The organism is Caulobacter sp. Root655 (assembly GCF_001427665.1).
GTDB lineage: Bacteria > Pseudomonadota > Alphaproteobacteria > Caulobacterales > Caulobacteraceae > Caulobacter.
Window position 1 is genome coordinate 338,354 of sequence record NZ_LMHC01000001.1, and the last position, 23,103, is coordinate 361,456.

A 23,103-nucleotide genomic window follows, 5' to 3' on the forward strand; every position below is an offset into this window, starting at 1 on the left:
CGTTTTCGCGGAAAACCGGTCTCCACTTTTCCGCACGATGCTCTACGCCTGAGGTCGATAGCTCATCGCCACGTCGCATCGCGCGTAGCGGCCGCCGAACGTGGCCATGATCTCGGCGTCGTGCTGGAAGCCCAGCTTCTCGTAGAGGTGGATCGCGGCGGCGCATTGGGTGTTGGTCAGCAGGTACAGATGCTCGACGCCCATCGCCGTGGCCCGCTCCAGGGCCTGGGCGAGCAGGAATTCGCCGACCTTGCGCCCGCGCGCCGCCTTCGAGACCCCCATCTTGGTCAGCTCGAACCAGCCGTCCTTCATCTTCATCAGGGCGCAGGTGCCGACCACGCCGAGGTCCGGCGTGTCGGCGAACAGGATGACGCCGCCTTTGTCGATGATCAGTTCGCGGGGGTTGGACAGCAGCCGGATGTCGTTGTCCTCGAGCGCGAACATCTCCTCGATCCATTCGGCGTTGATCCGGTAGAACGGCTCGGCCAGGTCGTCGGCGAAGTCGCGGATCGTCAGCCCGCCGTCGGCCGGCTGCGCCAGGGCCTCGACCCGCCGGGTCAGGGATTGCTTGTCCAGTTCAGCTTCCAGCATGGCGATCTGCTCCAGGAAGGATCCGCGCAAGCCGCGGCACATCTCGACGGCCGCGGCCTCGACGCGCGGCCACAGGTCGCGTTCGGCGCGGGCGATCAGCGCCTCGCCCTCCGGGCTGAGGGTGAGGGTCTTGTGACGCTGGTCGCGGCCTTCGCGGCTGGCGGTGATCAGGCCCTGGTCGACCAGGGCCAGGATGGTGCGGGTGATGGTGGGTTGGCTGATGCGCAGGTGCTGGGCGATCGCCCCGACCGTCAGCGGTCCTTGACGCCGCAAGGTGGCCAGCAGCAGCTGCTGGGCCGGCTGGATCGGCAGGTTCGTCGCCTGCAGGGTGGCGGCGGCGTCGGCCTGGAAACGATCGGCCAGCCGCTTGAGGCGGCTGCCCAGGAACAGGGGGCCCAGCTCGGCGAGCACGTCGGTCGTCATGGTCAGGTTCCGGAATCTCAATCTATATGTTGCGCTATATACATCGCTATGTGGTGGCTCTGGCAACCCTGAAAACGGCCTGCCGGACGTTTCCAGCCCGGAGCAGGCGCGCAACACGTTGTTCGACGAACCGTGGCCCGAGCGCAACAATAGCCAGGCCGTGTCGCCGGTTCGTGGCTGTCGACCTTGTTCCAGGCGGAGGATCGTGGGATCAGCACCCACCCATCAACGCTCCCCGGAGACCACCGCTCGCATGACTTTCGACGCCACACAGCCACACAAGCCCCCGATCCGGGTGCGATGGCGCGCGTCGAGCGAGCCGTGTCCGCCCCTTCGAGTCCAACACCGCTAGGCGGCCGTTCCCGGCCGTCGCCGGGAGCCCAAGATGTCCACCCTGTCCCTGGCCCGGGCGACCGAGGTCGCCTCGCCCCTGCTGCGCCTGATCGCGCCCGCCTATGCGGACGTCCTGGCCGCGCTGTGGCCCGCGCCCCATACCGCCTTCGTCACCGCTCCGACGGCGCGACGACACCTGATCTGCCTGATGCTGGCCCTGGAGCTGGACCATCGGGAACCTGTCGACGTCACCCAGCTGCTGGCGGCGCCGCTGCGCAAGGCCGTGCGCCTGGTCGTCGATCCTGCCCCGGACGGCCTGTGCCGCGCCCTGGAACGGTTGGGCGAGATCGCCTGGGAGCCGCGGGACTATCGCGGCCTGGTGGCGCTGCTGGCCGACCCGGCCCCGGCCAAGACCCTGCGCCACGCGGTCCAGATCACCTCGGCCCAGGTCCAGACCCTGGACGCCCTGCCGCGACCGCTGCGCGACGTCGGCGGCGTCATGGTGCGGGTGACCCCCGGCCAAGCCGGATTGCTGGCCGAGGCGCACGCCCTGCTGGCCCGCAGGCTGCCCGAGGATGTCCTGGCCCAGCGGATCGCCGCCTGGGGGCGGGCGGCCAGCGCCAAGGCGCTGTTCCACCTGGTGGCCGACGACTTCCGCCACCAGCTGCCCAAGCCGCCCCATCCGGGCACGGAGCGCCTGCGGCCGCTGGAGACGGCGGCGGCGATCCGCGACGCCGCGCGACGCTATCGCAACTGCCTGGCCGACTATGTCGACTACGCCCTCGACCACCGGGCCGCGATCTACGAGTGGCTGCCCGCCCCGGGCGCGGTGATCGAGGTGACGCCCGACAGCTATTTCGGCTGGCGGCTCGACCAGGCGCGGCTGGAGAACAACAAGGCGGTGGACGAGGCGACCCGGGCGGCGATCGTCGCCGAGCTGCGCGGCATGGGCATCCATGTGGGCCGCAGCGCCTGGCAGATCCGCCGGGCGCTCGAACGGGCAGGATCGCCGACCTTCGCGCTGGAACCCCTGGACGCGGCGATCGCCGATTACTTCACGGATGATTGACCCAAACCGTCGCCATCCCGGACAGCGGCGCTGAAGGCGGCGAGCCGCATCAGATGCCTCCGGCGGAAGTCGTCCCCACGGACCGGCTCGACTATCTCCTGGGCAGGCGGGTCGGCTTGGATTTAAAGCCTGGGATCGATCGGCTCGCTCTCCAGCGCCAGGACGGCGAAGACGCACTCGTGCACCCGGCGCAGCGGCTCGCGGGCGACGAAGCGCTTGAGGCCTTCGTGGCCGAGCGCGAACTCGCGCAGGGCCAGGTTGCGCTTGCCGGCCAGGCCGCGCTCGCGCAGGCGTTCGAGGTGCTCGGGCGCGTCGTACTCCGGACCGTAGATGATCCGCAGATATTCACGGCCGCGCACCTTCAGGGCCGGCTGGACAAGACCCTTCTTGCCGCGCACCACGAAGTCGCGCGGCTTGACGACCATGCCCTCGCCGCCGGCGGCCGTGAGGGTTTCCCACCACAGGGTCGCGTCGGCGCACGCGGCTTCGTCGGCGAGGTCCACTTCCCGCCAGCGGGTCGGCGCGATGACCGCGTCGGCGACGGCTCCCACGGGCGCGCCCAGCCGATCGGCCAGGCCCATGTGCCAGAGGTGGTCGCGGTCGAACCACACCCGGCCCTCGCTGGCCAGCAGGTGGAACGGCGCGACCTTCAGGTCGTCGACGCCCGACACCGGCCAGACATAGGGCTCCCAGGCGTGGGCGTAGAGATCGGCCCTTGCCCCACGATCCTGGAAGCGGGCCAGCAGGTCGCCGACCGGCGCGCCGTGGGCCGCAGCCCGCGCCAGGGCGTCCGACGCCGCCGAGAGCCCGGCCTTGGCCGAGGCCGCGACGGGCGCGTACTGGGCGTCGATCAGCGCGCCGGCCTTGGCCGACCACGGCATGATCTCGGCGTCCAGCAGCAGCCAGTCGGTGGACAGCTCGTCCCACAGACCCGCCGCGTCGACCGCGCCGCGCAGCCGGGCCAGCAGGCCTTCGGTGGTGGCGGGGTCGTTGAAGAACGAGCGACCGGTGCGGGTCCAGATGGCTCCGGTCTCGCCCGCGGACGCATCGAACCGCGCCTGGGCGGCGGCCTGGTCACGGCACAGGGCGATCACCGCCCGCGAGCCCATGTGCTTTTCCTGACAGACCACGCTGGCGACGCCGCGCTCGCGATAGTGGGCCAAGGCCTCTTCAGGCCGTTCCAGCCAGCCTTCCCGGCCGCTGGTCTCGCTGGGCGACATGGTCGGCGGCAGGTAGGCCAGCCACTGGGGCGCCAGGGCAAAACGGCTCATCACCTCGATCGCGGCCGAAGCGTTCTCCTCGGCCACCACCACGCGACCGCGGAATTCGGTGTCGATCCAGCGACGGCCGCTGACGTCCTCCATGTCGAGCAGGTCGTCGGCCAGGGCCTGGTTGGAGCGACCGCCGTCGGCCGCAGCCAGGGGGCGCACGGACTCACACCACACCTGACGGGCGGGGATCTCGACTAGGGTCTTTTCAGGCCAGCGCAGGGCCGTCAGCTTGCCGCCGAACACGCAGCCGGTGTCGATACACAGCGTGTTGTTGACCCACTGGGCTTCGGGCATGGGCGTGTGGCCGTAGATCACCGCCGTCTCGCCGCGATAGGACGCGGCCCAGTCGGCGCGCACGGGCAGACCGAACTCGTCGATCTCGCCGGTCGTCTCGCCATAGAGGGCGAACTCGCGCACCGCGCCCGAGCCACGGCCGATCATCTCGGCCTTCAGCCCGGCGTGGGCGACGGCCAGCCGGCCGCCGTCCAGCCACAGGTGACTGCGCAGGTCATCGAGGAAGGCCGGCAGAGCCGCCTTGAAGCCGCGGTCCACACCCTCAAGCTGGTCGATGGTCTGCTGCAGACCATGGGCGATGGTGACCTTGCGGCCCTCCAGCCAGCGCCCCAGCTTGCGCTCGTGATTGCCCTGCACGCAGTAGCCCGCGCCGGCCGCCACCATGCTCATGGCGATCCGCAGGGCGTCGGGCGAATTGGGCCCGCGATCGACCAGGTCGCCGAGGAAGACCGCCTTGCGGCCCTCCGGCGGCGTGACCGTCACCGACCGTTCGCCCAGGACCTCGCCCCAGGCCACCTGGTAGCCCAGGACGGTCAGCAGCTCTTCCAGTTCGACCGCGCAGCCATGCACGTCGCCGATGATGTCGAACGGCCCGTGATCGTCGCGCTTGTCGGTCCACAGCGGCTTGCGTTCGACCGTGGCGGCGTCGATCTGCGCCGCGCTGGTCAGCTTCCACACGTGGCGGAAGCCCTCGCGCTGCAGGCCGCCCTGGCCCTTGCGGATCTCCGAGACCATGCGCTGGACGACATTGGCCCCGAACGGCCGGTCGGGCCGCGCGCGGTTGCGCTCGACGCAGACGTCGATACCCGGATCGACGACCACGGCGATCGGCAGGGCGTGCCAGCGGCGAGCCAGCTCGACCCAGGCCTTGCGATCGGCCATGCGGACATTGGTGGCGTCGATCACCGTCAGCTTGCGGTGCTTCAACCGCTTCTCGGCGATGGCCTTGACCAGGTCGAAGGCGTCGGCGCTGACCGACTGATCCGTCTCGTCGTCGGACACCAGGGCGCGGCAATGGTCCGACGAGATCACCTCGGTCGGCGCGAAATGCTTGGCGGCGAAGGTCGACTTGCCGGAGCCCGAGGCGCCGATCAGCACGACCAGGGCGAAGTCGGGGATTTCAAGAGTGGTCATGCTTGGTCTCGAGTAAAGATCGCCATCTGGGTCGGGGCGCCCAGCGCCTCGTCCGTCTTGCCGATGCCGTCGAACACGGCGGTGTAGCCCCAGGTCGTCTCGATCGCCGCCGCCCAGGCGCGGAACTGCTCGCGCGTCCACTCGAAGCGGTGATCGGGATGGCGGAACGCGCCGGCCGCGAGGTTGGGGAACAGCGCGTTGTATTCGACGTTGGGCGTGGTCACGACCACCGTGGCCGGGCGCGCCGCGCCGAACACCACCTTTTCCAGGGCCGGCAGGCGGTCCGGGTCCAGGTGCTCGATCACCTCCACCAGGGCGGCGGCGTCGATGCCTTCCCAGCGGCGGTCGCGATAGGTGATCGAACCGTGCAGCAGGGTGACGCGACCTTCGGGCGGCCCGCCGACCATGTGCAGCTTCAACCGCTTGGCCGCCCATTCCAGATCGCGGGCGGCGGCGTCGACGCCGATCAGGCGCTCGACCCAGCGCTCCTTCAGCAGCCTGGCCAGCAGCTTGCCCTCGCCGCAACCCAGGTCGGCGATCGTCTTGGCCCCGCTGGCGCGCAGGGCGTCGACCACGGCGACCATCCGCTCGTCGTTCAGGCGCAGCGGCGCCTCCAGCGCATCCTCGGGCGCGGGCTTGCGGGCGGCGGGCTCCACAGCTTCGTCACGGGTCTCGGGCGCCAGGCGCTCCAGCGCGTCGCGCGCCAGGGCCCGACGGTGGATCAGGTAGCGCTGGACGATCAGGTCGCGCGAGGGATGCCCCTCCAGCCAGCCCTCGCCGCGCTTCATCAGCTTGGTGATCTCGTCCTCGCCGACCCAGTAGTGCTTGTCGTCGTCGAGCACCGGGATCAGCACATAGAGGTGATTGAGCAGGTCGCGCAGGCGCGCGGTTCCGGCCAGTCGAAGCGTGACATAACGAGAAGTGTCGGAGTCGACGCCAGGGACGGGATCGATGTCGACGGTCCAGCCCAGGGGCTCGAACAGCGCCCGGACGAGCACGGCGCCGCCGCCCCGAGCCGGCAGCGGTGTGACGACGACTTCCAGCGGGATCGCCTGCTCGGCCAGCTCCGGCCGCTCGCGCGAGGTTCCGGCCATGGCGGTGCGCAGGGCCCGGGCCATGGCGACCGACAGGAAGGACGACGCGGCATAGGGGCGATCGTTGACGTACTGGTCCAGCAGGCCGTCGGCGCGGCCCTTGCCGCGCACCAGCGCCACGGGGTCGATATCCAGCACCAGCGCCGCCTCGCAGCGCGCCTCGGACACTTCAGGATAGAACACGTGCGCCTTGCCGAACGGCAGCTCGGTCTCATGGGCGCGGCCGGGGTGCTTGTGCAGCAGGAAGCCCAGGTCGCTAGCCGGCTGGTGGGTGGTCGCGATGGACAGGTACATGGAAAGCTTTCGCGAGGAGAACGCGGGGGCGGGGTGTCAGGCGTCGCCGGAGGGATCGTTGAAGGGATCGGGGGCCGGGCCAAGTTCGTCGAACTCGCCCGGCCGACGACCGGTCAGTCTGTAGATCACCAGCCAGGCCTCGACGGCGGCGGCGACCGGACCGGGCACCGGCAATCCCGCGAACCAGCGAGACACCGATGACCGGTCCACACCCAGGGCCTCGGAGAGCCGGGACATCCAGCCCCGTTCTCCGAAGAGGGTGATCGCCGCCTGCCGAAGGACCTCCGGGGTCATCCTATCGGGCCTCGCTCATGAGCCGTTCGTGCTCACGCATAAAGCCCAGGACCGCCTCGGAGAAGCCGTCGATGTGCGTCCAGCGGCCCCCAGAACCGTCGGCGTAGCCGACACCGTTCCGGGCGCTGGCGACATTGACCATGTAGGCCTTGGCCGCCTTCGGATCCGGGACCTTGTCGGCGGACTGCTCGTCGGTGATGACGATCAGCCGGTCGTGCGGCACGCCGTTGACCCGCTTGATCGCCGCGCCCAGGAGCGTGCCCCCGTGCGCCTGCGAGCGGATCACCGCATCGACCCCGGCCATGCCCCGACGGGGCGGAACCTCCACCACCTCCTGGGAGAAGGTGAAGACCCGCACGTCGCCTGGGATGATCGAGGCCAGGGTGGCGGCCGCGTCCATCCGGGTCAGGTCCGACTTGGCCGACAGCTTCCAGTCCATCGAACCGGAGACATCGACCAGGACGAGGGTGCGTCCCTCGAACACCGGACCTTCCAGCACGGTCTCAGCCAGGGCCTGGTCGAGCCAGAGCTCGAACCGGGGCGCCGCCCGGGCGGCCGCCACGTAGCGGAAGGGCAGAACCCGTTCCGCGCCGCGCCGGGCCAGGATGGCGTCTTTGACCAGGGCCTCATCGACGCCGGCCTGGTCCATGTTCCGCAGGTTCCGGAGCAGGGCCAGGTAGCCGAGCTTGCGTTCGGCCAGCAGGCGCTCGAAGCTGGTCTTCTTGTCGGCCCCGCCCGAAAGGGCGACCTCCCAGGTGTCCGGAGACGGCAAGGACCGTTCGGCCACCTGCTTCCACAGGGCGGCCTGGGCCTCGTCCCTGGGCTTGGCGTGAACCAGGAACAGGACGTCGCGCAGCTTCACCGGCCCGTCGCGGTCGTACTTGGCCAGCTGGTAGGCGTCGAACTTGCCGAAGGCGGCCGCGAGGCCCTTCTTCATCTGCTTGCTCAACGGCTTGCGGCCGTGGCGCCAGTAGAGGCTCAGGAACTCGCTCAGCTCGTCGGCCCGCCGGATGACCCGCGCGATGGTCTCCGAGACCAGCGACGTGCCCGAGCCGGTCCGCGCCAGGGCGCAGAGCAGCATCAGCGGCGCGTGGCGCAGGTTGAAGCGCTCGCGGGCCTCGATCGCCAGTTCGGCGACGACGTTGGGGGCGACCTCGGCGGCCAGCGCCGCGATGCGGTCGGCGATGGCCAGGCCGTCCTCGTAGAACTCGTCCTCCCACAGGAGGCACGAGAGCACGGACCGGCGCAGCGACTGCTCCGCGGTGAGCTTGATGGCCGGGGCGCCCTCGAAGGTGACGTCGGGGCGCTTGGCGAAGATATTGAAGCGCATGGCGCGCCTCCTTCCTGACGTCGTGTTGCGGGGCCGATCGGAGCGGGACGAGACGTCCAGAACCCCGATCGCCAGGCGGCGTCGGGGTTTAGGGTTTCAAACCCTCTGGACGGTATGGCTTCATCATCGAAGTCAGGTTCTCGTCTTCACCAAATCGGATCTTCGTCCAGCGGGCGTCATCAGCGCCACCTGTCGAAGACCGGGGTTCTATAGTCCAGCTTGTTGCATCATGCAACAAGCTGGACGGAAAAAGTTGTCGGCGGGGAATGAGCGGATCGGGAGGGCGCTTCCGCCGGACGTGTCAGCGTCCAGACCCAGTTGAGCTTGCGCTCCGGCCGCCCTTTGCTCTGGTGACGAAGGACCCGATACCTGTCGCCGCCGCCGACGACCCGCCAGGGAAAATCGCATTCCGGACTGTCTCCTCGCGGAGACAACGGGGCCTGGCTTTCGCCCGCATACCGTCACCCGAAGAACCCGAAATGCTGCGCCACTGGCGGACTTTGGAAACCCGATGGGGAAAATCGGAAGCGGACGGTGCTCTACCAGACTGAGCTACATGCGACTTGCGTCGCACGGGAGGATTCGAACCTCCGACCACCTCGTTATGAGCGATGAAACCGCTTCCTGCACCACCATCGGTCCCGACGTCGAAACGCCGGGAGCGGTCGTATAACGACGGTCGTTGCGCTGTGCAACAAGAAATTGGGAGATAGGCGACGGCGGGGAATAAGTCGGAAGCGGACTGCTGCTCTACCCACTGAGCTACGACAGGCTTGCGCCCATCGGCGAGATTCGAACCCGCGACACGAAGAAACCGCTTCCTGCGCCACCGCCGTCGAGCTCCAATACGTCGCCACGTTGCAGAATGCAACAAGTCACCTGGTGCCCACTACGCGCCAGCTGCGGCTGTCGGATTTTGAATTTTCGACTTGGCCTAGCGGCTCACAAAGCCAGCTTCAATCTCGCATGCCAGCCGTCCAGAGATGGGAAGACGAAAGGGCCAGCTGTGCTGGCCCTTTCGTGAAACTCGGCGTACCGCCAATTACCGACCATGTGGCTGCGCTCAAAGTCCCGCGGCATGACCCAGCCTGCGGTCCAGTTTTCAAATGCGTGACACGCAGTCTCATCTATCGTGGATCAATTCTCATCTATCGTGACACGGACCACAACGAGAGAGTGGTCTTAAACGTCCACCTCGGCGTCCAGCGCGTTCTCCTGGATGAACTCGCGGCGCGGCTCGACCAGGTCGCCCATCAGGCGGCTGAACATGTCGTCGGCGTCGTCGGCGTGGTTGACGCGCACCTGCAGCAGGGTGCGGGCCTCGACGTCCAGGGTGGTTTCCCACAGCTGGTCGGGGTTCATTTCGCCCAGGCCCTTGTAGCGCTGGATCGACAGGCCCTTGCGGCCGGCGTCCAGCACCGCGCCCAGCAGGTCGAGCGGACCGCGCACGGTGGTCGACTTGTCCTTGCGGCGGAAGATCGCCGCGCCGGCGAACACCTCGGCCAGGGCCCCGGCCCGTTCGGCCAGGCGGCGGGCGTCGGCGGCGTGCAGCAGGCCGTCGTCCAGGACGACGCTTTCGGTGACGCCGCGACGGACCCGCTTGAACACATAGGCGGTGTCGCCCCGCTCGCCGGTCCACGCGCCGTCGCCTTCTTCCGCGTACAGATCAAGGCGCTTGGCGGCGGCGGCGATGTCGGGCTTGTCGCCGAACAGGCCGGCCAGGGCCGCCTGTTCGATGGCGAAGGCCGGCGCGCGCTGCGACAGGCGGTCGATATTGCCCTTGGCCTGGCGGCACAGCTGGACCAGGGCCAGCAGGTCCTGGCTGGTGCGGCGCTCGCCCGACGACAGGTCGAGTTCGGCGCCCTCGACGCCCTCGTCGACCAGGAAGGCGTCCATCTCGAAGTCGTCCTTCAGGTAGCGCGACGACTTGCCCTTGGCGGCTTTGTAGAGCGGCGGCTGGGCGATGTAGATGTAGCCGCGCTCGATCAGCTCCGGCATCTGCCGGTAGAAGAAGGTCAGCAGCAGGGTGCGGATGTGGGCGCCGTCGACGTCGGCGTCGGTCATCAGCACGATCTTGTGGTAGCGCACCTTGTCCGGGTTGAAGTCGTCGCGGCCGATGCCGGCCCCCAGGGCGGTGATCAGGGTGCCGATCTGGTCGGACGACAGCATCTTGTCGAACCGGGCCCGCTCGACATTGAGGATCTTGCCGCGCAGCGGCAGGACGGCCTGGTTCTCGCGGTTGCGGGCCTGTTTGGCCGAGCCGCCGGCCGAGTCGCCCTCGACGATGAAGATTTCGGACTTGGCCGGGTCGCGCTCGGAGCAATCCGCGAGCTTGCCCGGCAACGAAGTGATGTCGAGCGCGCTCTTGCGGCGGGTCAGTTCGCGGGCCTTGCGGGCGGCCTCGCGCGCGGCGGCGGCCTCGGCGATCTTGCCGACGATGGCCTTGGCCTCGTTGGGGTGCTCCTCGAACCAGGTGGCCAGGCCTTCCTGCACCAGGCCCTCGACGGCCGGGCGGACTTCCGACGAGACCAGCTTGTCCTTGGTCTGCGAGCTGAACTTGGGGTCCGGCACCTTGACCGACAGCACGCAGGTCAGGCCTTCGCGGGCGTCCTCGCCGCCGACGCTGACCTTCTCCTTCTTGGTGATGCCCGAGCTCTCGGCGTAGTTGGTGATGATCCGGGTCAGGGCCCCGCGGAAGGCCGAAAGGTGGGTGCCGCCATCCCGCTGCGGGATGTTGTTTGTGAAGCACAGCATGTGCTCGTGGTAGCTGTCGTTCCACCACAGGGCCAGGTCGACCTCGACCTTGTCCTTGCGGCCGCGGATGACGATCGGCATTTTCAGCAGCGGGGTCTTGGCCTTGTCGAGGTGGCGCACGAAGGCCTCGATGCCGCCCTCGTAATGCAGCTTTTCTTCCCACGGCTCGGCGTCGCGCAGGTCGCGGAAATAGATCGTCACGCCCGAGTTCAGGAACGCCAGCTCGCGCAGGCGGTGCTCCAGCGTCTTGCGGTCGAACTCGATGAAGGCGAAGGTTTCCAGGCTAGGGAAGAAGGTCACCTCGGTGCCGGTCAGATATTCACCGGCCTTGGGCGTGCCCTCGGCCCGGATCGGCGAATCGCCGGTTTCCTTCAGCGAGCTGACCGCGTCGCCGCGCTCGAACCGCATCTGGTGGGCCTTGCCGTCGCGGTGGATCTTCAGTTCCAGCCAGTCGCTCAGCGCGTTGACCACCGAAACGCCGACCCCGTGCAGGCCGCCGGAGACCTTGTAGCTGTTCTGGTCGAACTTACCGCCGGCGTGCAGCTGGGTCATGATGACCTCGGCCGCCGAGACGCCTTCGCCCTCGTGGATGCCGACCGGGATGCCGCGGCCGTCATCGGTGACCGTCACCGAGCCGTCGGCGTTGAGGATCACCTCGACCTTGGTGGCGTGACCGGCCAGGGCCTCGTCGATGGCGTTGTCGACCACCTCATAGACCATGTGGTGCAGGCCCGAGCCGTCATCGGTGTCGCCGATGTACATGCCGGGGCGCTTGCGCACCGCGTCCAGGCCCTTGAGCACCTTGATGGAATCGGCGCTGTACTCGCCGCTCATCACTTCGGGGGCCGCCATCTCCGAGCCGTCGGCGGTGGTCAGACGGTCGCCGGAGTTGTCGTCGGCGGGGCCTTTGGTCTCTTCGGTCATACGTCTTCCAATGCGGTCAGGCCGAGTTCGCTGACGCGAACGCCGAGAGCCCGACCCTTCAGGTGGTCGAACAGCGACTCGTCCGTGCCTGTGAGAAAGGCCTGGAGCCCGAGCGCCGTGAGTTCGTCGGCCAGGGCGGCCCGCCTTTTCAGGTCGAGATGCGCGGCGACTTCGTCGAGCAACAATATAGGATTCGGCGCGTCTTTCGCACGTGAAAGTCGCGCCGCCTGGGCCAAAACCAGGTTCAGAATCAGCGCTTTCTGCTCGCCGGTCGAACATTCCGCGGCCGGACGGTCCTTGTCGGCGTGGATGATGGCCAGATCGCCGCGATGTGGGCCGGTCAGGGCCCGCCCAGCGGCCCCGTCGCGCAGCCGCGCGGCGGCCAGGGCGGCGGCCAGGCGCGGCTCGATTTCGGCGGTTTCCACGCCCTCCAGCGCCATCTTCTCCCATTCGCCGGTCAACGACAGGTGGGCCCGGGGGAAGGGCCGGTCGCCCCGCCCGTCGATCTCGGTCTGCAGGGCCAGCAGGGTGCGGGCCCGGGCCTGGGCCATCAGGGCGCCGGCCTGGGCCAGGCGGGCCTCCAGGGCGGTCAGCCAGACGGCGTCGGCCGGCGCGCCGAGCTCGGCGGCGTCGGTCAGCAGCCGCATCCGCTCGCGCTGGGCCTTGTCATAGGCGTTGGCGTGGCTGGCGTGGGCGGGTTCGCCGGCGAACACCAGGCGGTCGAAGAACCGGCGCCGCTCGGAGGCGGCCTCGAGGAACAAGCGGTCCTGGGTGGGGGTCAGCCAGATCGGGCGGATGTGGTCTGGCAGGCGTCCGGGCGGCACGGTCTCGCCCTCGATCCGCACCAGGCGGCGGGTGGCGCCGGCCGTCTCGACGCCGGCGCCCAGGCGGACGGGCTGGTCGTCGCCCAGCCCGGTCTCGGCGGCCTCGACCTCGGCGGCCACCGCCCAGGCGCGGCCGACCGCCTCGCCAGGCAGCCGGCGGCCGACCTCGGTCAGGCTGGCGCCGCGCAGGCCCTTGCCCGGCGACAGCAGGCTGATGGCCTCCAGCAGGTTGGTCTTGCCGGCCCCGTTGGCCCCGAACAGGTAGACGCTGCGGCCGTCGGGACGCAGGGTCGCGCGCTCGTAGGAGCGGAAGTCGGTCAGGGTCAGGGACAGAAGGGCGGCGTGGCTCACAGCGCCTTCTAGCCTATTCGCGGCCGGCGTCTAAATCCGCCGGCCGCGAAGGGGGTCAGCCCTGCTCGCGACGTCGGCCGGCGGTGGCGTGGGCCATCAGGCGCGGCGGACCGCGCAAGGCGTGCAGCATGTGCGGCGCCCCCAGCAGGATCAGCAGCCAGGCGGCTCCACTGAACAGGACGGCGGTGATTCGTTCCCAGGCCACGCGCATGGCGGACTCCTTTGGAGGAGCCTGCTGAGCTAGGCCCGCATCGTGGCCAACTGGGGTTGGGACGAAGGCCGAATCTGGGCCTTAGGCCTTGATGCTCGACCCTACACCCGCAGCGGCATCAGCACGTACTTCACACCGGGGTCGGTCGGGTCGACCACCAGGGTCGGCGAGGCCGGGTCGGCGAAGCGGAATTCGGCGATCGGGCCGCCGATCTGGCCGCAGACGTCCAGCAGGTAGCGGGCGTTGAAGCCGATCTCGAAGGGCTCGCCGTCGTAATCGACCTCGACCTCTTCCACCGCCTGGCCGGCTTCCATGTTGCGCACCGTCAGGGTGATTCGGCCCGGCTCGACCGCTAGCTTCACCGAGCGGCTCTTCTCGGCCGAGATGGTGGCCACCCGGTCGACGGCCTTGGCGAACAGGTCGTTGTCCAGCGTCAGGATCTTGGCGTTGTCGCGCGGGATGACCCGCAGATAGTCGGGGAAGGCCCCGTCGATGACCTTGGAGGTCAGGGCCGCGCGGCCGAATTCGAAGCGCACCTTCTGGGCGCTGACCTGCAGGTCGACCTGTTCGCCGGCCGATTCCATCAGGCGGCGGGCCTCCTGGATGGTCTTGCGGGGCACGATGATGCCGGGCAGGCCGGCGGCGCCCTCGGGGGCGGTCATCTCGGCCAGGGCCAGGCGGTGGCCGTCGGTGGCCACGGCGCGCAGCTTGACCTCGCCGCCGTCGTTGACGGTGTGGAGGTACAGGCCGTTCAGATAGTAGCGGGTCTCTTCGGTCGAGATCGCGAAGCGGGTCTTGTCGATCAGCCGGATCAGCTCGTTGGTGTCGACCGAGATGCGGCCCGACAGGCCGTCGCTGCTCATCACCGGGAAGTCGCCGGCCGGCAGCACCGGCAGGTTGAAGCGCGAGCGGCCGGCCTGGATCACCAGGCGGGGGTCGTCGCCGCTGAACGACAGCGAGACGTCCGAACCGTCGGGCAGTTTGCGGACGATTTCATAGAGGGTGTGGGCCGGGGCGGTGATCTGGCCAGGCTGGTCGATCTGGGCCAGGCCCTCGTCGATGATCTCCATGTCCAGGTCGGTGGCCGAGAACGACAGGGTGTCGCGCTCGGCCGATAGCAGGATGTTCGACAGGATCGGGATGGTGTTGCGGCGTTCGACGACGCTCTGCACGTGACCCAGCGCTTTCAGCAGCGCCGCCCGCTCGATGGTAAGCTTCATGTCTCGGTCCAGGTCCCAGGGTCGCGGCGATTAGAGAATCCCCCGCGCGGCCCCGCAATGAATGGACTTGCGACATTAGCGTAATCGCGCCGGGGGGGAAGAGGGGGCGCGAGACTGGGCGCGGCGAAATGCGCGCGACGGTCGTGGCGCCCTCGCGCGCCTCAGCCGGCCGCGGCGCGATCGGCCCGGGTCGGCAGCTTCCAGTCGGGCCGGATGAAGTGGCAGGTGTAGCCGTTGGGGATGCGCTCCAGATAGTCCTGGTGCTCCGGTTCGGCCTCCCAGAAGTCGCCGGCCGGCTCCACCTCGGTGACCACCTTGCCGGGCCACAGGTTCGAGGCGTCGACGTCGGCGATGGTCTCCAGGGCCACGGCCTTCTGTTCGTCGCTCGTATAGTAGATCGCCGAGCGGTAGCTGAGGCCCAGGTCGTTGCCCTGGCGGTTCAGCGTGGTCGGATCGTGGATCTGGAAGAAGAACTCCAGCAGTCGTCGATAGCTGATGGTCGCCGGGTCGAAGACGATCTCGATCGCCTCGGCGTGGGTCCCGTGGTTGCGGTAGGTGGCGTTGGGCACGTCGCCGCCCGAATAGCCGACCCGCGTCGAGATCACGCCGGGATAGCGCCGCAGCAGGTCCTGGACGCCCCAGAAGCAGCCCCCGGCCAGGATCGCGGTTTCGGTGGTGGCGGCCATGGCAAGGGTCCTGTTCAAGAGCGTCGGTCGAGGCCACATGTTGGACGTCTCGGCGTCGCGCGCAAGCGCGGCCGCCCCGGATCGAAAGGCTTCCCGTGACGCGACCCGCCGTCTTGTTCGTCTGCCTGGGCAATATTTGTCGTTCGCCCCTGGCCGAGGCCGCCTTTCGGCTGGAAGCCGAACACCGGAGCCTCGATGTCGAGATCGACTCGGCGGGCACCGGCGACTGGCACGTCGGCGGTCCGCCGGACCGGCGCGCCCAGGCGGTGGCGCGTCGCAACGGCGTCGACATCGGCCACTATCGCGCCCGCCAGGTTCGCCCCGAGGATTTCCGGCGCTTCACCCACATCGTCGCCCTCGACCGCGACAACCTCGCGGCGTTGAAGGCGCTGCGTCCGCGCGACGGGACGGCCGAACTCCTGCTGCTGCTCGACGTGGTCGAGGGGCGGCGCGGCGAGGCGGTGACCGATCCCTATTTCGGCGACGACACCGGGTTCGACGCGACCTGGGCCGACGCGGTGGCGGGGGCGAGGGGGCTGGCGGATTTGATCGAGGGAGAAACCTAAAACCGCAAGGCCAGCTTGGCCCCGACGAACTTGCCGTCCGGGTCGTAGCCGCGCGCCATCGCCGCGCCACTGGTGTCGGCGCTGGGCTGGATGCCGCACAGCAGGCCGGCCGCGCCGGTGACACCGTCCGCCTGACGCTCCATCGCGGTTCGGGCGATCCCGCGCGGTAGCGGCGTCGGCGCGCGCTGGGCGTAGCGGAGAGCGCTGGACGCGGAGAGATCGAGCACGAAGGTGCCCGGCTTGACCTGCGAGAACGCCGGGGTCTTGGGCACGGCCGACATCAGGGTCTGAGCGTGGCCGGCGCCGGCGAGCGCCAGGGCGGTGACGAGGGCGATCGGGGCGGCTTGTGCAAGGCGTGGGCGAGGCATCGACTTCCCTTCGTTGGACCGACCGTCAGTTAGCGCCGCGCCATCACAGGCTCCGAGGCGGCGACCGCCTCGGAGCCCGGACGATCAGGCCTTGGTGTCGAAGGCCCCGCCGGCGCCGTTGCCGGTCGAGGCGTAGGGGTTGGCGGCGGCGGTCGGTTCGGCCGGGGCTTCGGGACCCTTGGAGCCCTTGGCGGCCACCGCCACCATGGCCGGACGGACCAGGCGGCCCATCAGCTCGTAGCCGGCCTGCAGGACCTGGATGACGCCGCCGGCCGCGACCTCGTCCGAGGCCTGTTCCATCACCGCCTGATGCAGGTGGGGATCGAACTTCTCGCCCTTGGTCGGGTCGATCTTCTTCAGGCCATTGCGCTCGAAGGCGTCTTGCAGCGCCTTCTCGGTCATCTCGACGCCGATGATGTAGTTGGTCACCGCCGCGTCCTGCGAGTCGCGCGGGCTCATGGCCGTGGCGCGCGACAGGTTGTCGGCCGCGGCCAGCAGGTCGCGGGCGAACTTCTGGATCGCGTAGGCGCGGGCGTCGTTCGACTCGCGCTCGGCTCGGCGCTTGGTGTTCTCGGCCTCGGCCGCGTAGCGCAGCGCCTGATCCTTCAGGGCGACCACTTCCAGCTTCAGCGCCTCGATTTCCTGCGCCGCGTCATCGGCCTCCAGGGCCACGTCTTCGGCCGGCGTTTCGTCGTCGGTCATTTCGTCAGTCCTCATCCGTCCATCATCCGGCCGAGCACGCGGGCGGTATAGTCCACCAGCGGGATCACCCGGGCGTAGTTTAAGCGGGTGGGCCCGATCACGCCGATCGCGCCCAACACCTTCTGTCGGCCCGTCATATAGGGCGCCGCGATCAGGGAGGAACCCGAAAGCGAAAAGAGTCGCGTTTCGGCCCCGATGAAAATGCGCACGCCCTCGGCGGTTCGCACGTCGTCCAGCAGGCCGATCAGCTGTCCCTTCTGCTCCAGGTCGTCGAACAGCCGCCGCACGCGCTCCAGATCCTCCCGGGCGCTGGCGTCGGCCAGCAGGTTGGCCCGGCCCCGGACGATCAGGGCGCGGTCGGGGTCGTCGCCGCCGCTCCAGGCCGCCAGGCCGTCCTCGACCAAACGCGCCGCGGTGGCGTCCAGTTCACGCCGGGCGGTGGCCAGTTCGGCGGCCATCTCGGCCTTGGCCTCGTTCAGGGTGCGGCCACGCAGGCGGGCGTTGAGGAAGTTGGAGGCCTCCTGCAGCGAGGCGGGGGTGACCCCGGCCGCGCGCTTCATCAGCCGGTTCTCGACCGTGCCGTCGTCGAACACCATGATCGCCAGGGCCTGGTCGGCGCCCAGGGCCACGAACTCCACGTGCTTGACCCCGCCCTCGCGGGCCGGGGTGACGACGATGCCCGCCCCGCCGGCCAGGCCCGACAGGATGGCGCTGGCCTCGCCCATGGCGTCCTCGAACGAGCGGCCGTGGGCGAACAGGCGCGACTCGATGGTCCGCCGCTCCTCCTCGCCGATGTCGCCCACCTCCAGCAGGCCGTCGACGAACATCCTCAGGCCGGCATGGGTGGGGATGCGGCCGGCGCTGCTGTGCGGGGCGTCGAGCAGGCCCAACTGGGCCAAGTCCTGCATGGTGTTGCGGATCGAGGCCGGCGACAGCTGCACCCCGCCGCGCGAGATGGTCCGCGACCCCACGGGCTCGCCGGTTTCCAGATAGGACTCGACCACGCGCCGGAAGATGTCGCGCGCCCGGGCGTCCAGGTCGGTGAGACTGGGCGTCTGAGCGGAAAACCCCGAAAAAAGCTGTGTCATGAAGCCTTCGAACGCGCCCGGCCGGGCCCTCCAGGGTTCGACGGGATTGGACGAGCCCGTCTTAACTAGGATAAGCGGCGCCATCCTATCACGCAAAGCCCCGGAGTTTCCCATGCGTCCGTCCGAACGCGCCCCCGACGTCCTTCGCGCCGTCATCCTGGAAACGGGCGTCAACCGCTATGCCGAAGGCTCGTGCCTGATCAGCTTCGGCCACACCAAGGTGCTGGTCACCGCCACGGTCGAGGAGAACGTCCCCGGCTGGATGCGCAACAAGGGCGCCGGCTGGGTCACCGCCGAATACGGCATGCTTCCCCGGGCTACGCATACGCGCGGGCGCCGTGAAGCCGCGCAAGGCAAGCAGAGCGGTCGCACCCAGGAAATCCAGCGGCTGATCGGCCGCTCCCTGCGCGCCGTCGTCGACCTCAAGGCCCTGGGCGAGCGCCAGATCAGCCTCGACTGCGACGTCATCCAGGCCGACGGCGGCACCCGGACCGCCGCCATCACCGGCGCCTGGGTCGCCCTGCGCCTGGCGGTCAACTACCTGATCGCGGAGGGCGTGCTGAAGACCGACCCGATCGTCGGCCAGGTGGCCGCCGTGTCGTGCGGCGTGTTCAAGGACACCCCGGTGCTCGACCTCGACTACGAGGAAGACAGCCAGGCCGAGGCCGACAGCAACTTCGTGCTGACCGGCGTCGGCGACATCGTCGAGATCCAGGCCACCGGCGAGAAGCGGGGCTTCTCGCGCGGGGAGTTCGAGCAGCTGTTCGCCCTGGCGGAGAAGGGGATCGGCGAGCTGTTCGTGAAGCAGCGGGAAGCGGTTTCGGCCGCGAAGCCGCGGTAGGGTTATAGCCCCTCTCCCCATGCGGGAGAGAGTGGTGTATTTCACTCGGACTTGGCGGCGTCCCTCGTAACAGGGCATCGAACGGGAATACGTTTGGGCAGGAAAAGGACGCCGACTTCAACCGAAGCTGAGGTTCTGGTTGAATGCCGTCGGCGCTGTTGCGCTTGCTTCGGACTGCACCGCGATCTGGATATCAAGAAAGGCCAGATCGCGCATCTCGACCACGATCCGAGCAACAGCAACCGGCAGAATCTCGCCTTCCTCTGCCTTGATCACCACGACGAGTACGATTCTAAAACCAGCCAGAGCAAAAAGCTGACGAAGGCGGAGCTTGAGGTCTTTCAACGAGAGCTGATCGAGCACTTCAGCCACTGGTCGACAAACGCCGGCCGAGAGCAGCTTCTGAATTTTCTGGCATTTTCGGCTGATAACGACGCCATGGCGGCGGCGGCGGTGAAGGCCGCAGGTACATCAGTCTGGTATGCGAAGGAGCTTGCAATCCAGGTCCTGAGTTCGGACGAGTTTGGGTCGGTCGATGGTGATCTTTGGGTGCCCTACCTACACACGTTGGACCTCTACGCCGCGTGGGGCCTTCTCACCTTCAGTTGTCAGGAAGTTCCCGACCCTGACGGGTTTACCGCAATGGAAATCAAGATTGAACGAAAGCCAATCTGCAACGTCCTAGTCGAGAAAATCAAGGCGATTCCGCAGTAAAAACAACGTAGTAAATCATTCTAATTTCCCCGTAACAGGGAGAGATTAAGCGCTCAGTCCTCCTCGGACCCGCCATCCCCCGGCCCCGGCTCGAACGTCATCAGATCCCCCGGCTGGCATTCCAGCTCGCGGCACAGCGCGTCCAGCGTCGAGAACCGCACCGCGCGGGCCTTGCCGGTCTTGAGGATCGACAGGTTGGCGATGGTCACTCCCACCCGGTCGGACAGCTCGGTGAGCGACATGCGTCGCTCCAGCAGGACGCGGTCCAGTTGCACGCGGATGGCCATGGGTCTCTCGTCTCCGCGTCAGATTGTCAGTTCAGCTTCCCGGCGAAGGCGGGCGCCCTCGCGGAAGACCTCGGCCAGAACGAAGACCACCAGCACCGGGAACCAGGCGCTGAGGCTGAAGCCCCCGCCGATGTCCTTGGCCTCGTCCGGCGCCAGCCAATGGGCCAGGGCCGAAAAGATGTAGTGGCCGATCTCCAGGGCGGCGAGCATCAGGCCCACCACGCGCAGGCGCAGCACATTGTCGGGATGGAAGGGGTCGCCGGCCGTCAGGGTGGCGAAGATCTTGCGCAGGCGCTCGACGATCACCATCCAGCCACCCGACAGCAGCGCCCAGGCCGCCAGGGCCCCGGCGAACAGCGGACCCTTGGAGATCAGTTCGTCGGCCGAGCCGCCGATATGCAGCTTGTCGGTGATCAGCTCGGGATTGAAGCTGAGCAGCAGCACGGCGATGGTGAACACCGCCAGCAGGCTGACCCAGACCCACAGACCGACATAGATCACGTCGAGAATGATCTTCAGAAAGCTCGATACCGAGCCAGGCCCCAACGCGCGCATCCGCTCTCCCCCTACGCAGAACGCCGACCATGCCCCAGCGGATCGGGGCGGGTCAAAGTGGGTTAGAACGTCTTGATGGCGAAGGTCACGGCCGCGAGCGGCAGACCGGCGATCAGCGTCAGGGTCGCGAAACGGGTGGCGACGGCGTCGGCGATGCGGAACAGTCTGGCGGCGGACATGACGGGCCTTCGATCGGGGTGCGGGACCGCGCCGATATGGCTTGGCTCCCATGCAGCCAAGATAGGGAGCGATTTCGTCAGCGCCAATGTCGCTTATCGATAAACGATATTAAACCTCTGTAATGATCGCGCTCATCGAACAGGTTCACGCCAGCTGTGGCGCCGTCGCCACCATCGACGTCCGGCGGCTGGCGGTTTCGTACCAGGCGGCCAGGTTCGGACGGCCTTCGCGCCACGCCAGCACCACGCGGCCGTCGAGATAGGCCAGCTGGGCGGCCACCGCGATCTCGCCGATCTGGAAGCGGTCGGCGGGCAAGCCCTCGGCTTCCAGCTTGTCGAGCGCGGCGTTCAGGGCGGCGGCCTGGCGGTCGAACAGGTCCTGGCGCCCAGGGCCCTTGCCTTCGCCGTCGCGCAGGCGTTCGCGGACGATGGCCAGGGCCGCGTCGCCCATGCCGTCGGCCAGGGCCTGCTGGGTCAGGGCCGCCCAGCGCTCGGGTCCCGAAGCGGGGGTCAGGCTGACGCCGGCCAGATGCTCCAGATATTCGCAGATCACCGGCGAGTCGAAGATCGGTGAGCCTTCATCCGGGATCAGGACCGGGATCTTCGACAGCGGATTGATCGCCCGCAGGCTCTCGTCGGTGTAGGGGGTGGCGGGAACCAGCTCCAGCCGTTCGGCCAGCCCCAGCTCGAAAGCGACCACGCGAACCTTGCGGGCGAAGGGCGACATGGCGGAATAGAGGAGCTGCATGTGGATTGTCCGAGAGGAGACGCGCGATGACGCTGAAGCTGGAAGCAGGACTTAAGCTCGTCGCGGCGACGCACAACCCCGGCAAGGCCAAGGAATTGCATGCCCTGCTCGACGGACGCTTCGAGGTGCTGACCGCCGGGGCCCTGAACATCCCCGAACCGGACGAGACCGAGATGACTTTCGCCGGCAACGCCCTGCTGAAGGCCCGCCACGCCGCCGACCTGTCGGGCCACGTCGCCCTGGCCGACGACTCCGGCCTGTCGGTCGCCGCTCTGGACGGCGCGCCGGGCATCTATTCGGCGCGCTGGGCCGGGCCGACCAAGGATTTCGCCATGGCCATGGACAAGGTGGCCGAGCGCCTCGAGGAGACGGGTTCGGAGGACCGCGCCGCCTGGTTCACCTGCGCCCTGGCCGTGGCCTGGCCGAACGGTCCGGCGGTGGTCGTGCAGGGCGAGGCGCACGGAACCCTGACCTTCCCGCCGCGCGGCGACCGGGGCTTCGGCTATGACCCGATCTTCGTCCCCGCCGGCTTCGACCAGACGTTCGGCGAGATGGAGCCGGCGGCCAAGGACGGCATGAGCCACCGGGCCATCGCCTTCGCGAAGCTGAAGGCGGCGCTGTTTGATTAGAGCACCCTATCGTTGTCATCCCGGAAAGCGCGCAGCGCTTGTCCGGGACCCAGGGGCGGCTGCACCGCATCGGCCCAGTCACCTGGGTCCTGGACAGCCTCTGCGAGGCTTCCGGGATGACAACCGTGATGGGGTCGGGACGTGAACACCCAGCCTCCCCCCCTCGGCGTCTACGTCCACTGGCCCTACTGCGCCAGGATCTGTCCCTATTGCGACTTCAATGTCGTCCGCGACCGGGGGCGGACCGACGAGCAGTCGGCCCTGGCCGACGCCATCGTCGCCGACCTCGCGGCCCAGCGCGCCTTGACCGGCCCGCGAACCCTGTTGTCGATCTTCTTCGGCGGCGGCACGCCGTCGCTGATGGACCCCGCCCAGGTGGCGCGGGTGATCGAGGCGGCCAAGGCGCTGTGGACCCCGGCCGCCGACCTGGAGATCAGCCTCGAGGCCAACCCGACCGACGCCGAGACCGACCGCTTCGAAGCCCTGGCGGCGGCGGGGGTGGCGCGATTGTCCCTGGGCGTCCAGGCGCTGGATGACGCGGCCTTGGCCCTGCTGGGCCGCAACCACGACGCCGGCTCGGCCCGCCGGGCGATCGCCGTGGCGGCCAAGGCCTTTCCGCGCCTGTCGGCCGACCTGATCTACGCCCGGCCCGGCCAGACCGTCGCGGCCTGGACGGCGGAGCTCGGCGCGCTGCTGGCCTACGGGCCCGAGCACGTCTCGCCCTACCAGCTGACCATCGAGGCCGGCACCGCCTTCGACCGCGCGGTCGGCCGGGGCAAGCTGGTCGTGCCCGACGAGGACCTGGCCGCCGCCCTGTTCGAGACCACGCAAGAGGTGCTGGAGGCCGCCGGCTTCGACGCCTACGAGGTGTCCAACCACGCCCGGGGCGCGGCGGCCCGCTCGCGCCACAACCTCGTCTACTGGCGCGGCCACGACTATGTCGGGGTCGGCCCCGGGGCGCATGGTCGCCTGAGTCTAGGCGGCGCCAAGCTGGCGACCACGGCCCATCGCGCGATCACCGACTACATCCGCGCGGTGGCGCGGACCGGCGTCGGCTTCGAGCGCGAGGACCTCACCCCGCTGGAGGCGGCGCAGGAGCGCCTGCTGCTGGGCCTGCGCATCGACGACGGCGTGACCTTCGCCGAGATCGCCCCCTTGGGCCTGTCGCCAGACACGCCCAAGGTGAAATCCCTGGTCGAGGACGGCCTGCTGGCCGACGATCCCCAACGCTTGCGCGCCACCCGATCGGGCCGTCTTGTGCTGGACCGGCTGACAGGAACGCTCGCGACCTGATATCCCTGCGAAACGCGCCGCGTCGTTGGTGCGTCG

The 23,103-nt window shown here is 68.8% G+C and carries 22 protein-coding genes; 6 read left to right on the forward strand and 16 right to left on the reverse strand.

Going from position 1 to position 23,103, the window contains the following annotated elements:
* Positions 1–42: 42 nt before the first annotated feature.
* The gene (locus tag ASD79_RS01540; RefSeq protein ID WP_056719295.1) at positions 43–1,014 is read right to left on the reverse strand and encodes a bifunctional helix-turn-helix transcriptional regulator/GNAT family N-acetyltransferase; all 972 of its coding nucleotides are present in this window, start codon (positions 1,012–1,014) and stop codon (positions 43–45) included.
* Positions 1,015–1,399: 385 nt separating this feature from the next.
* On the opposite strand from ASD79_RS01540, the gene ASD79_RS01545 reads away from it, so the two are divergent.
* Complete coding sequence (locus ASD79_RS01545) at positions 1,400–2,416, forward strand: hypothetical protein (protein ID WP_056719296.1); 1,017 nt, start codon at positions 1,400–1,402, stop codon at positions 2,414–2,416.
* A 122-nt stretch (positions 2,417–2,538) separates the two neighbouring features.
* On the opposite strand, the gene ASD79_RS01550 is transcribed toward ASD79_RS01545, so the two are convergent.
* From ASD79_RS01550 to msrA, 9 genes are all read right to left on the reverse strand, one after another.
* A complete protein-coding gene (locus ASD79_RS01550; RefSeq protein WP_056719297.1) occupies positions 2,539–5,115 on the reverse strand; it encodes a polynucleotide kinase-phosphatase in 2,577 nt (858 codons plus the stop codon).
* Positions 5,112–6,503 carry a 3' terminal RNA ribose 2'-O-methyltransferase Hen1 gene (locus ASD79_RS01555; protein ID WP_056719298.1) on the reverse strand — a complete coding sequence of 464 codons (1,392 nt, stop codon included), beginning with the start codon at positions 6,501–6,503 and terminating at the stop codon, positions 5,112–5,114. Before ASD79_RS01555 ends, ASD79_RS01550 begins: the two co-directional genes overlap by 4 nt.
* 36 nt (positions 6,504–6,539) lie before the next feature.
* Positions 6,540–6,740, reverse strand: coding sequence for a hypothetical protein (locus ASD79_RS01560; protein WP_235524294.1), 201 nt, complete (start codon positions 6,738–6,740; stop codon positions 6,540–6,542).
* Between the two features lie 58 nt (positions 6,741–6,798).
* Positions 6,799–8,127 carry a TROVE domain-containing protein gene (locus ASD79_RS01565; RefSeq protein ID WP_056719300.1) on the reverse strand — a complete coding sequence of 443 codons (1,329 nt, stop codon included), beginning with the start codon at positions 8,125–8,127 and terminating at the stop codon, positions 6,799–6,801.
* A gap of 1,182 nt (positions 8,128–9,309) precedes the next feature.
* Positions 9,310–11,733, reverse strand: coding sequence for a DNA topoisomerase (ATP-hydrolyzing) subunit B (gene gyrB / locus ASD79_RS01570; RefSeq protein WP_056719852.1), 2,424 nt, complete (start codon positions 11,731–11,733; stop codon positions 9,310–9,312).
* A 68-nt stretch (positions 11,734–11,801) separates the two neighbouring features.
* Entirely contained in the window at positions 11,802–12,980 is a 1,179-nt protein-coding gene (recF, locus tag ASD79_RS01575) for a DNA replication/repair protein RecF (protein ID WP_056719301.1), read from the reverse strand.
* Positions 12,981–13,035: 55 nt separating this feature from the next.
* Positions 13,036–13,191: a hypothetical protein gene (locus ASD79_RS24505; RefSeq protein WP_200952263.1), complete on the reverse strand. Its 156-nt coding sequence runs from the start codon at positions 13,189–13,191 to the stop codon at positions 13,036–13,038.
* Positions 13,192–13,292: 101 nt separating this feature from the next.
* Positions 13,293–14,411 (reverse strand): DNA polymerase III subunit beta, encoded by a 1,119-nt coding sequence (gene dnaN, locus ASD79_RS01580; RefSeq protein ID WP_007668938.1) that lies wholly within the window; start codon positions 14,409–14,411, stop codon positions 13,293–13,295.
* 161 nt (positions 14,412–14,572) lie between these two features.
* The gene (msrA, locus tag ASD79_RS01585; protein WP_056719302.1) at positions 14,573–15,097 is read right to left on the reverse strand and encodes a peptide-methionine (S)-S-oxide reductase MsrA; all 525 of its coding nucleotides are present in this window, start codon (positions 15,095–15,097) and stop codon (positions 14,573–14,575) included.
* A gap of 95 nt (positions 15,098–15,192) precedes the next feature.
* Between msrA and ASD79_RS01590 the strand changes: the two genes are divergently transcribed.
* Positions 15,193–15,663, forward strand: coding sequence for a low molecular weight protein-tyrosine-phosphatase (locus ASD79_RS01590; RefSeq protein ID WP_056719303.1), 471 nt, complete (start codon positions 15,193–15,195; stop codon positions 15,661–15,663).
* Here the strand turns inward: ASD79_RS01590 and ASD79_RS01595 are convergent.
* The 3 genes from ASD79_RS01595 to hrcA form a co-directional block, all read right to left on the reverse strand.
* Positions 15,660–16,031 carry a hypothetical protein gene (locus ASD79_RS01595; protein WP_056719304.1) on the reverse strand — a complete coding sequence of 124 codons (372 nt, stop codon included), beginning with the start codon at positions 16,029–16,031 and terminating at the stop codon, positions 15,660–15,662. The genes ASD79_RS01590 and ASD79_RS01595 overlap by 4 nt on opposite strands.
* A gap of 84 nt (positions 16,032–16,115) precedes the next feature.
* The gene (gene grpE, locus ASD79_RS01600) at positions 16,116–16,733 is read right to left on the reverse strand and encodes a nucleotide exchange factor GrpE (protein ID WP_007668925.1); all 618 of its coding nucleotides are present in this window, start codon (positions 16,731–16,733) and stop codon (positions 16,116–16,118) included.
* A gap of 11 nt (positions 16,734–16,744) precedes the next feature.
* Positions 16,745–17,821, reverse strand: a complete 1,077-nt coding sequence (gene hrcA, locus ASD79_RS01605) for a heat-inducible transcriptional repressor HrcA (protein ID WP_056719305.1) — start codon at positions 17,819–17,821, stop codon at positions 16,745–16,747.
* Between the two features lie 112 nt (positions 17,822–17,933).
* Here hrcA and rph point away from each other — a divergent pair, with 112 nt between their 5' ends.
* Positions 17,934–18,662 (forward strand): ribonuclease PH, encoded by a 729-nt coding sequence (gene rph / locus ASD79_RS01610; protein ID WP_056719306.1) that lies wholly within the window; start codon positions 17,934–17,936, stop codon positions 18,660–18,662.
* Between the two features lie 93 nt (positions 18,663–18,755).
* Positions 18,756–19,376, forward strand: coding sequence for a hypothetical protein (locus ASD79_RS01615; protein WP_056719307.1), 621 nt, complete (start codon positions 18,756–18,758; stop codon positions 19,374–19,376).
* Positions 19,377–19,429: 53 nt separating this feature from the next.
* Here ASD79_RS01615 and ASD79_RS01620 read toward each other — a convergent pair whose 3' ends face one another.
* The 3 genes from ASD79_RS01620 to ASD79_RS01630 all read right to left on the reverse strand — a co-directional run bounded on the left by ASD79_RS01620 (position 19,430) and on the right by ASD79_RS01630 (position 21,145).
* Positions 19,430–19,663 carry a helix-turn-helix transcriptional regulator gene (locus ASD79_RS01620; RefSeq protein ID WP_056719308.1) on the reverse strand — a complete coding sequence of 78 codons (234 nt, stop codon included), beginning with the start codon at positions 19,661–19,663 and terminating at the stop codon, positions 19,430–19,432.
* Between the two features lie 18 nt (positions 19,664–19,681).
* On the reverse strand, positions 19,682–20,218 hold the full coding sequence (locus ASD79_RS01625) for a DUF2975 domain-containing protein (protein ID WP_056719309.1): 537 nt from the start codon (positions 20,216–20,218) through the stop codon (positions 19,682–19,684).
* A gap of 324 nt (positions 20,219–20,542) precedes the next feature.
* Positions 20,543–21,145 carry a glutathione S-transferase N-terminal domain-containing protein gene (locus ASD79_RS01630; protein ID WP_056719310.1) on the reverse strand — a complete coding sequence of 201 codons (603 nt, stop codon included), beginning with the start codon at positions 21,143–21,145 and terminating at the stop codon, positions 20,543–20,545.
* A gap of 26 nt (positions 21,146–21,171) precedes the next feature.
* Here ASD79_RS01630 and rdgB point away from each other — a divergent pair, with 26 nt between their 5' ends.
* Positions 21,172–21,774: an RdgB/HAM1 family non-canonical purine NTP pyrophosphatase gene (gene rdgB / locus ASD79_RS01635; protein ID WP_056719311.1), complete on the forward strand. Its 603-nt coding sequence runs from the start codon at positions 21,172–21,174 to the stop codon at positions 21,772–21,774.
* A 141-nt stretch (positions 21,775–21,915) separates the two neighbouring features.
* Positions 21,916–23,067, forward strand: a complete 1,152-nt coding sequence (gene hemW / locus ASD79_RS01640) for a radical SAM family heme chaperone HemW (protein WP_056719312.1) — start codon at positions 21,916–21,918, stop codon at positions 23,065–23,067.
* The last annotated feature ends 36 nt before the right edge of the window (positions 23,068–23,103 follow it).

Bases quoted from the DNA above. Each gene is read 5' to 3' on its own strand.
- grpE (WP_007668925.1), bottom strand. From the start codon at position 16,733: ATGACCGACGACGAAACGCCGGCCGAAGACGTGGCCCTGGAGGCCGAT.
- gyrB (WP_056719852.1), bottom strand. From the start codon at position 11,733: ATGGCGGCCCCCGAAGTGATGAGCGGCGAGTACAGCGCCGATTCCATC.
- ASD79_RS01625 (WP_056719309.1), bottom strand. From the start codon at position 20,218: ATGCGCGCGTTGGGGCCTGGCTCGGTATCGAGCTTTCTGAAGATCATT.
- rdgB (WP_056719311.1), top strand. From the start codon at position 21,172: ATGACGCTGAAGCTGGAAGCAGGACTTAAGCTCGTCGCGGCGACGCAC.
- ASD79_RS01545 (WP_056719296.1), top strand. From the start codon at position 1,400: ATGTCCACCCTGTCCCTGGCCCGGGCGACCGAGGTCGCCTCGCCCCTG.
- ASD79_RS01595 (WP_056719304.1), bottom strand. From the start codon at position 16,031: ATGCCTCGCCCACGCCTTGCACAAGCCGCCCCGATCGCCCTCGTCACC.
- ASD79_RS01550 (WP_056719297.1), bottom strand. From the start codon at position 5,115: ATGACCACTCTTGAAATCCCCGACTTCGCCCTGGTCGTGCTGATCGGC.
- hrcA (WP_056719305.1), bottom strand. From the start codon at position 17,821: ATGACACAGCTTTTTTCGGGGTTTTCCGCTCAGACGCCCAGTCTCACC.
- ASD79_RS01565 (WP_056719300.1), bottom strand. From the start codon at position 8,127: ATGCGCTTCAATATCTTCGCCAAGCGCCCCGACGTCACCTTCGAGGGC.
- ASD79_RS24505 (WP_200952263.1), bottom strand. From the start codon at position 13,191: ATGCGCGTGGCCTGGGAACGAATCACCGCCGTCCTGTTCAGTGGAGCC.
- msrA (WP_056719302.1), bottom strand. From the start codon at position 15,097: ATGGCCGCCACCACCGAAACCGCGATCCTGGCCGGGGGCTGCTTCTGG.
- dnaN (WP_007668938.1), bottom strand. From the start codon at position 14,411: ATGAAGCTTACCATCGAGCGGGCGGCGCTGCTGAAAGCGCTGGGTCAC.
- ASD79_RS01630 (WP_056719310.1), bottom strand. From the start codon at position 21,145: ATGCAGCTCCTCTATTCCGCCATGTCGCCCTTCGCCCGCAAGGTTCGC.
- ASD79_RS01540 (WP_056719295.1), bottom strand. From the start codon at position 1,014: ATGACGACCGACGTGCTCGCCGAGCTGGGCCCCCTGTTCCTGGGCAGC.
- ASD79_RS01560 (WP_235524294.1), bottom strand. From the start codon at position 6,740: ATGTCCCGGCTCTCCGAGGCCCTGGGTGTGGACCGGTCATCGGTGTCT.
- ASD79_RS01620 (WP_056719308.1), bottom strand. From the start codon at position 19,663: ATGGCCATCCGCGTGCAACTGGACCGCGTCCTGCTGGAGCGACGCATG.
- ASD79_RS01555 (WP_056719298.1), bottom strand. From the start codon at position 6,503: ATGTACCTGTCCATCGCGACCACCCACCAGCCGGCTAGCGACCTGGGC.
- rph (WP_056719306.1), top strand. From the start codon at position 17,934: ATGCGTCCGTCCGAACGCGCCCCCGACGTCCTTCGCGCCGTCATCCTG.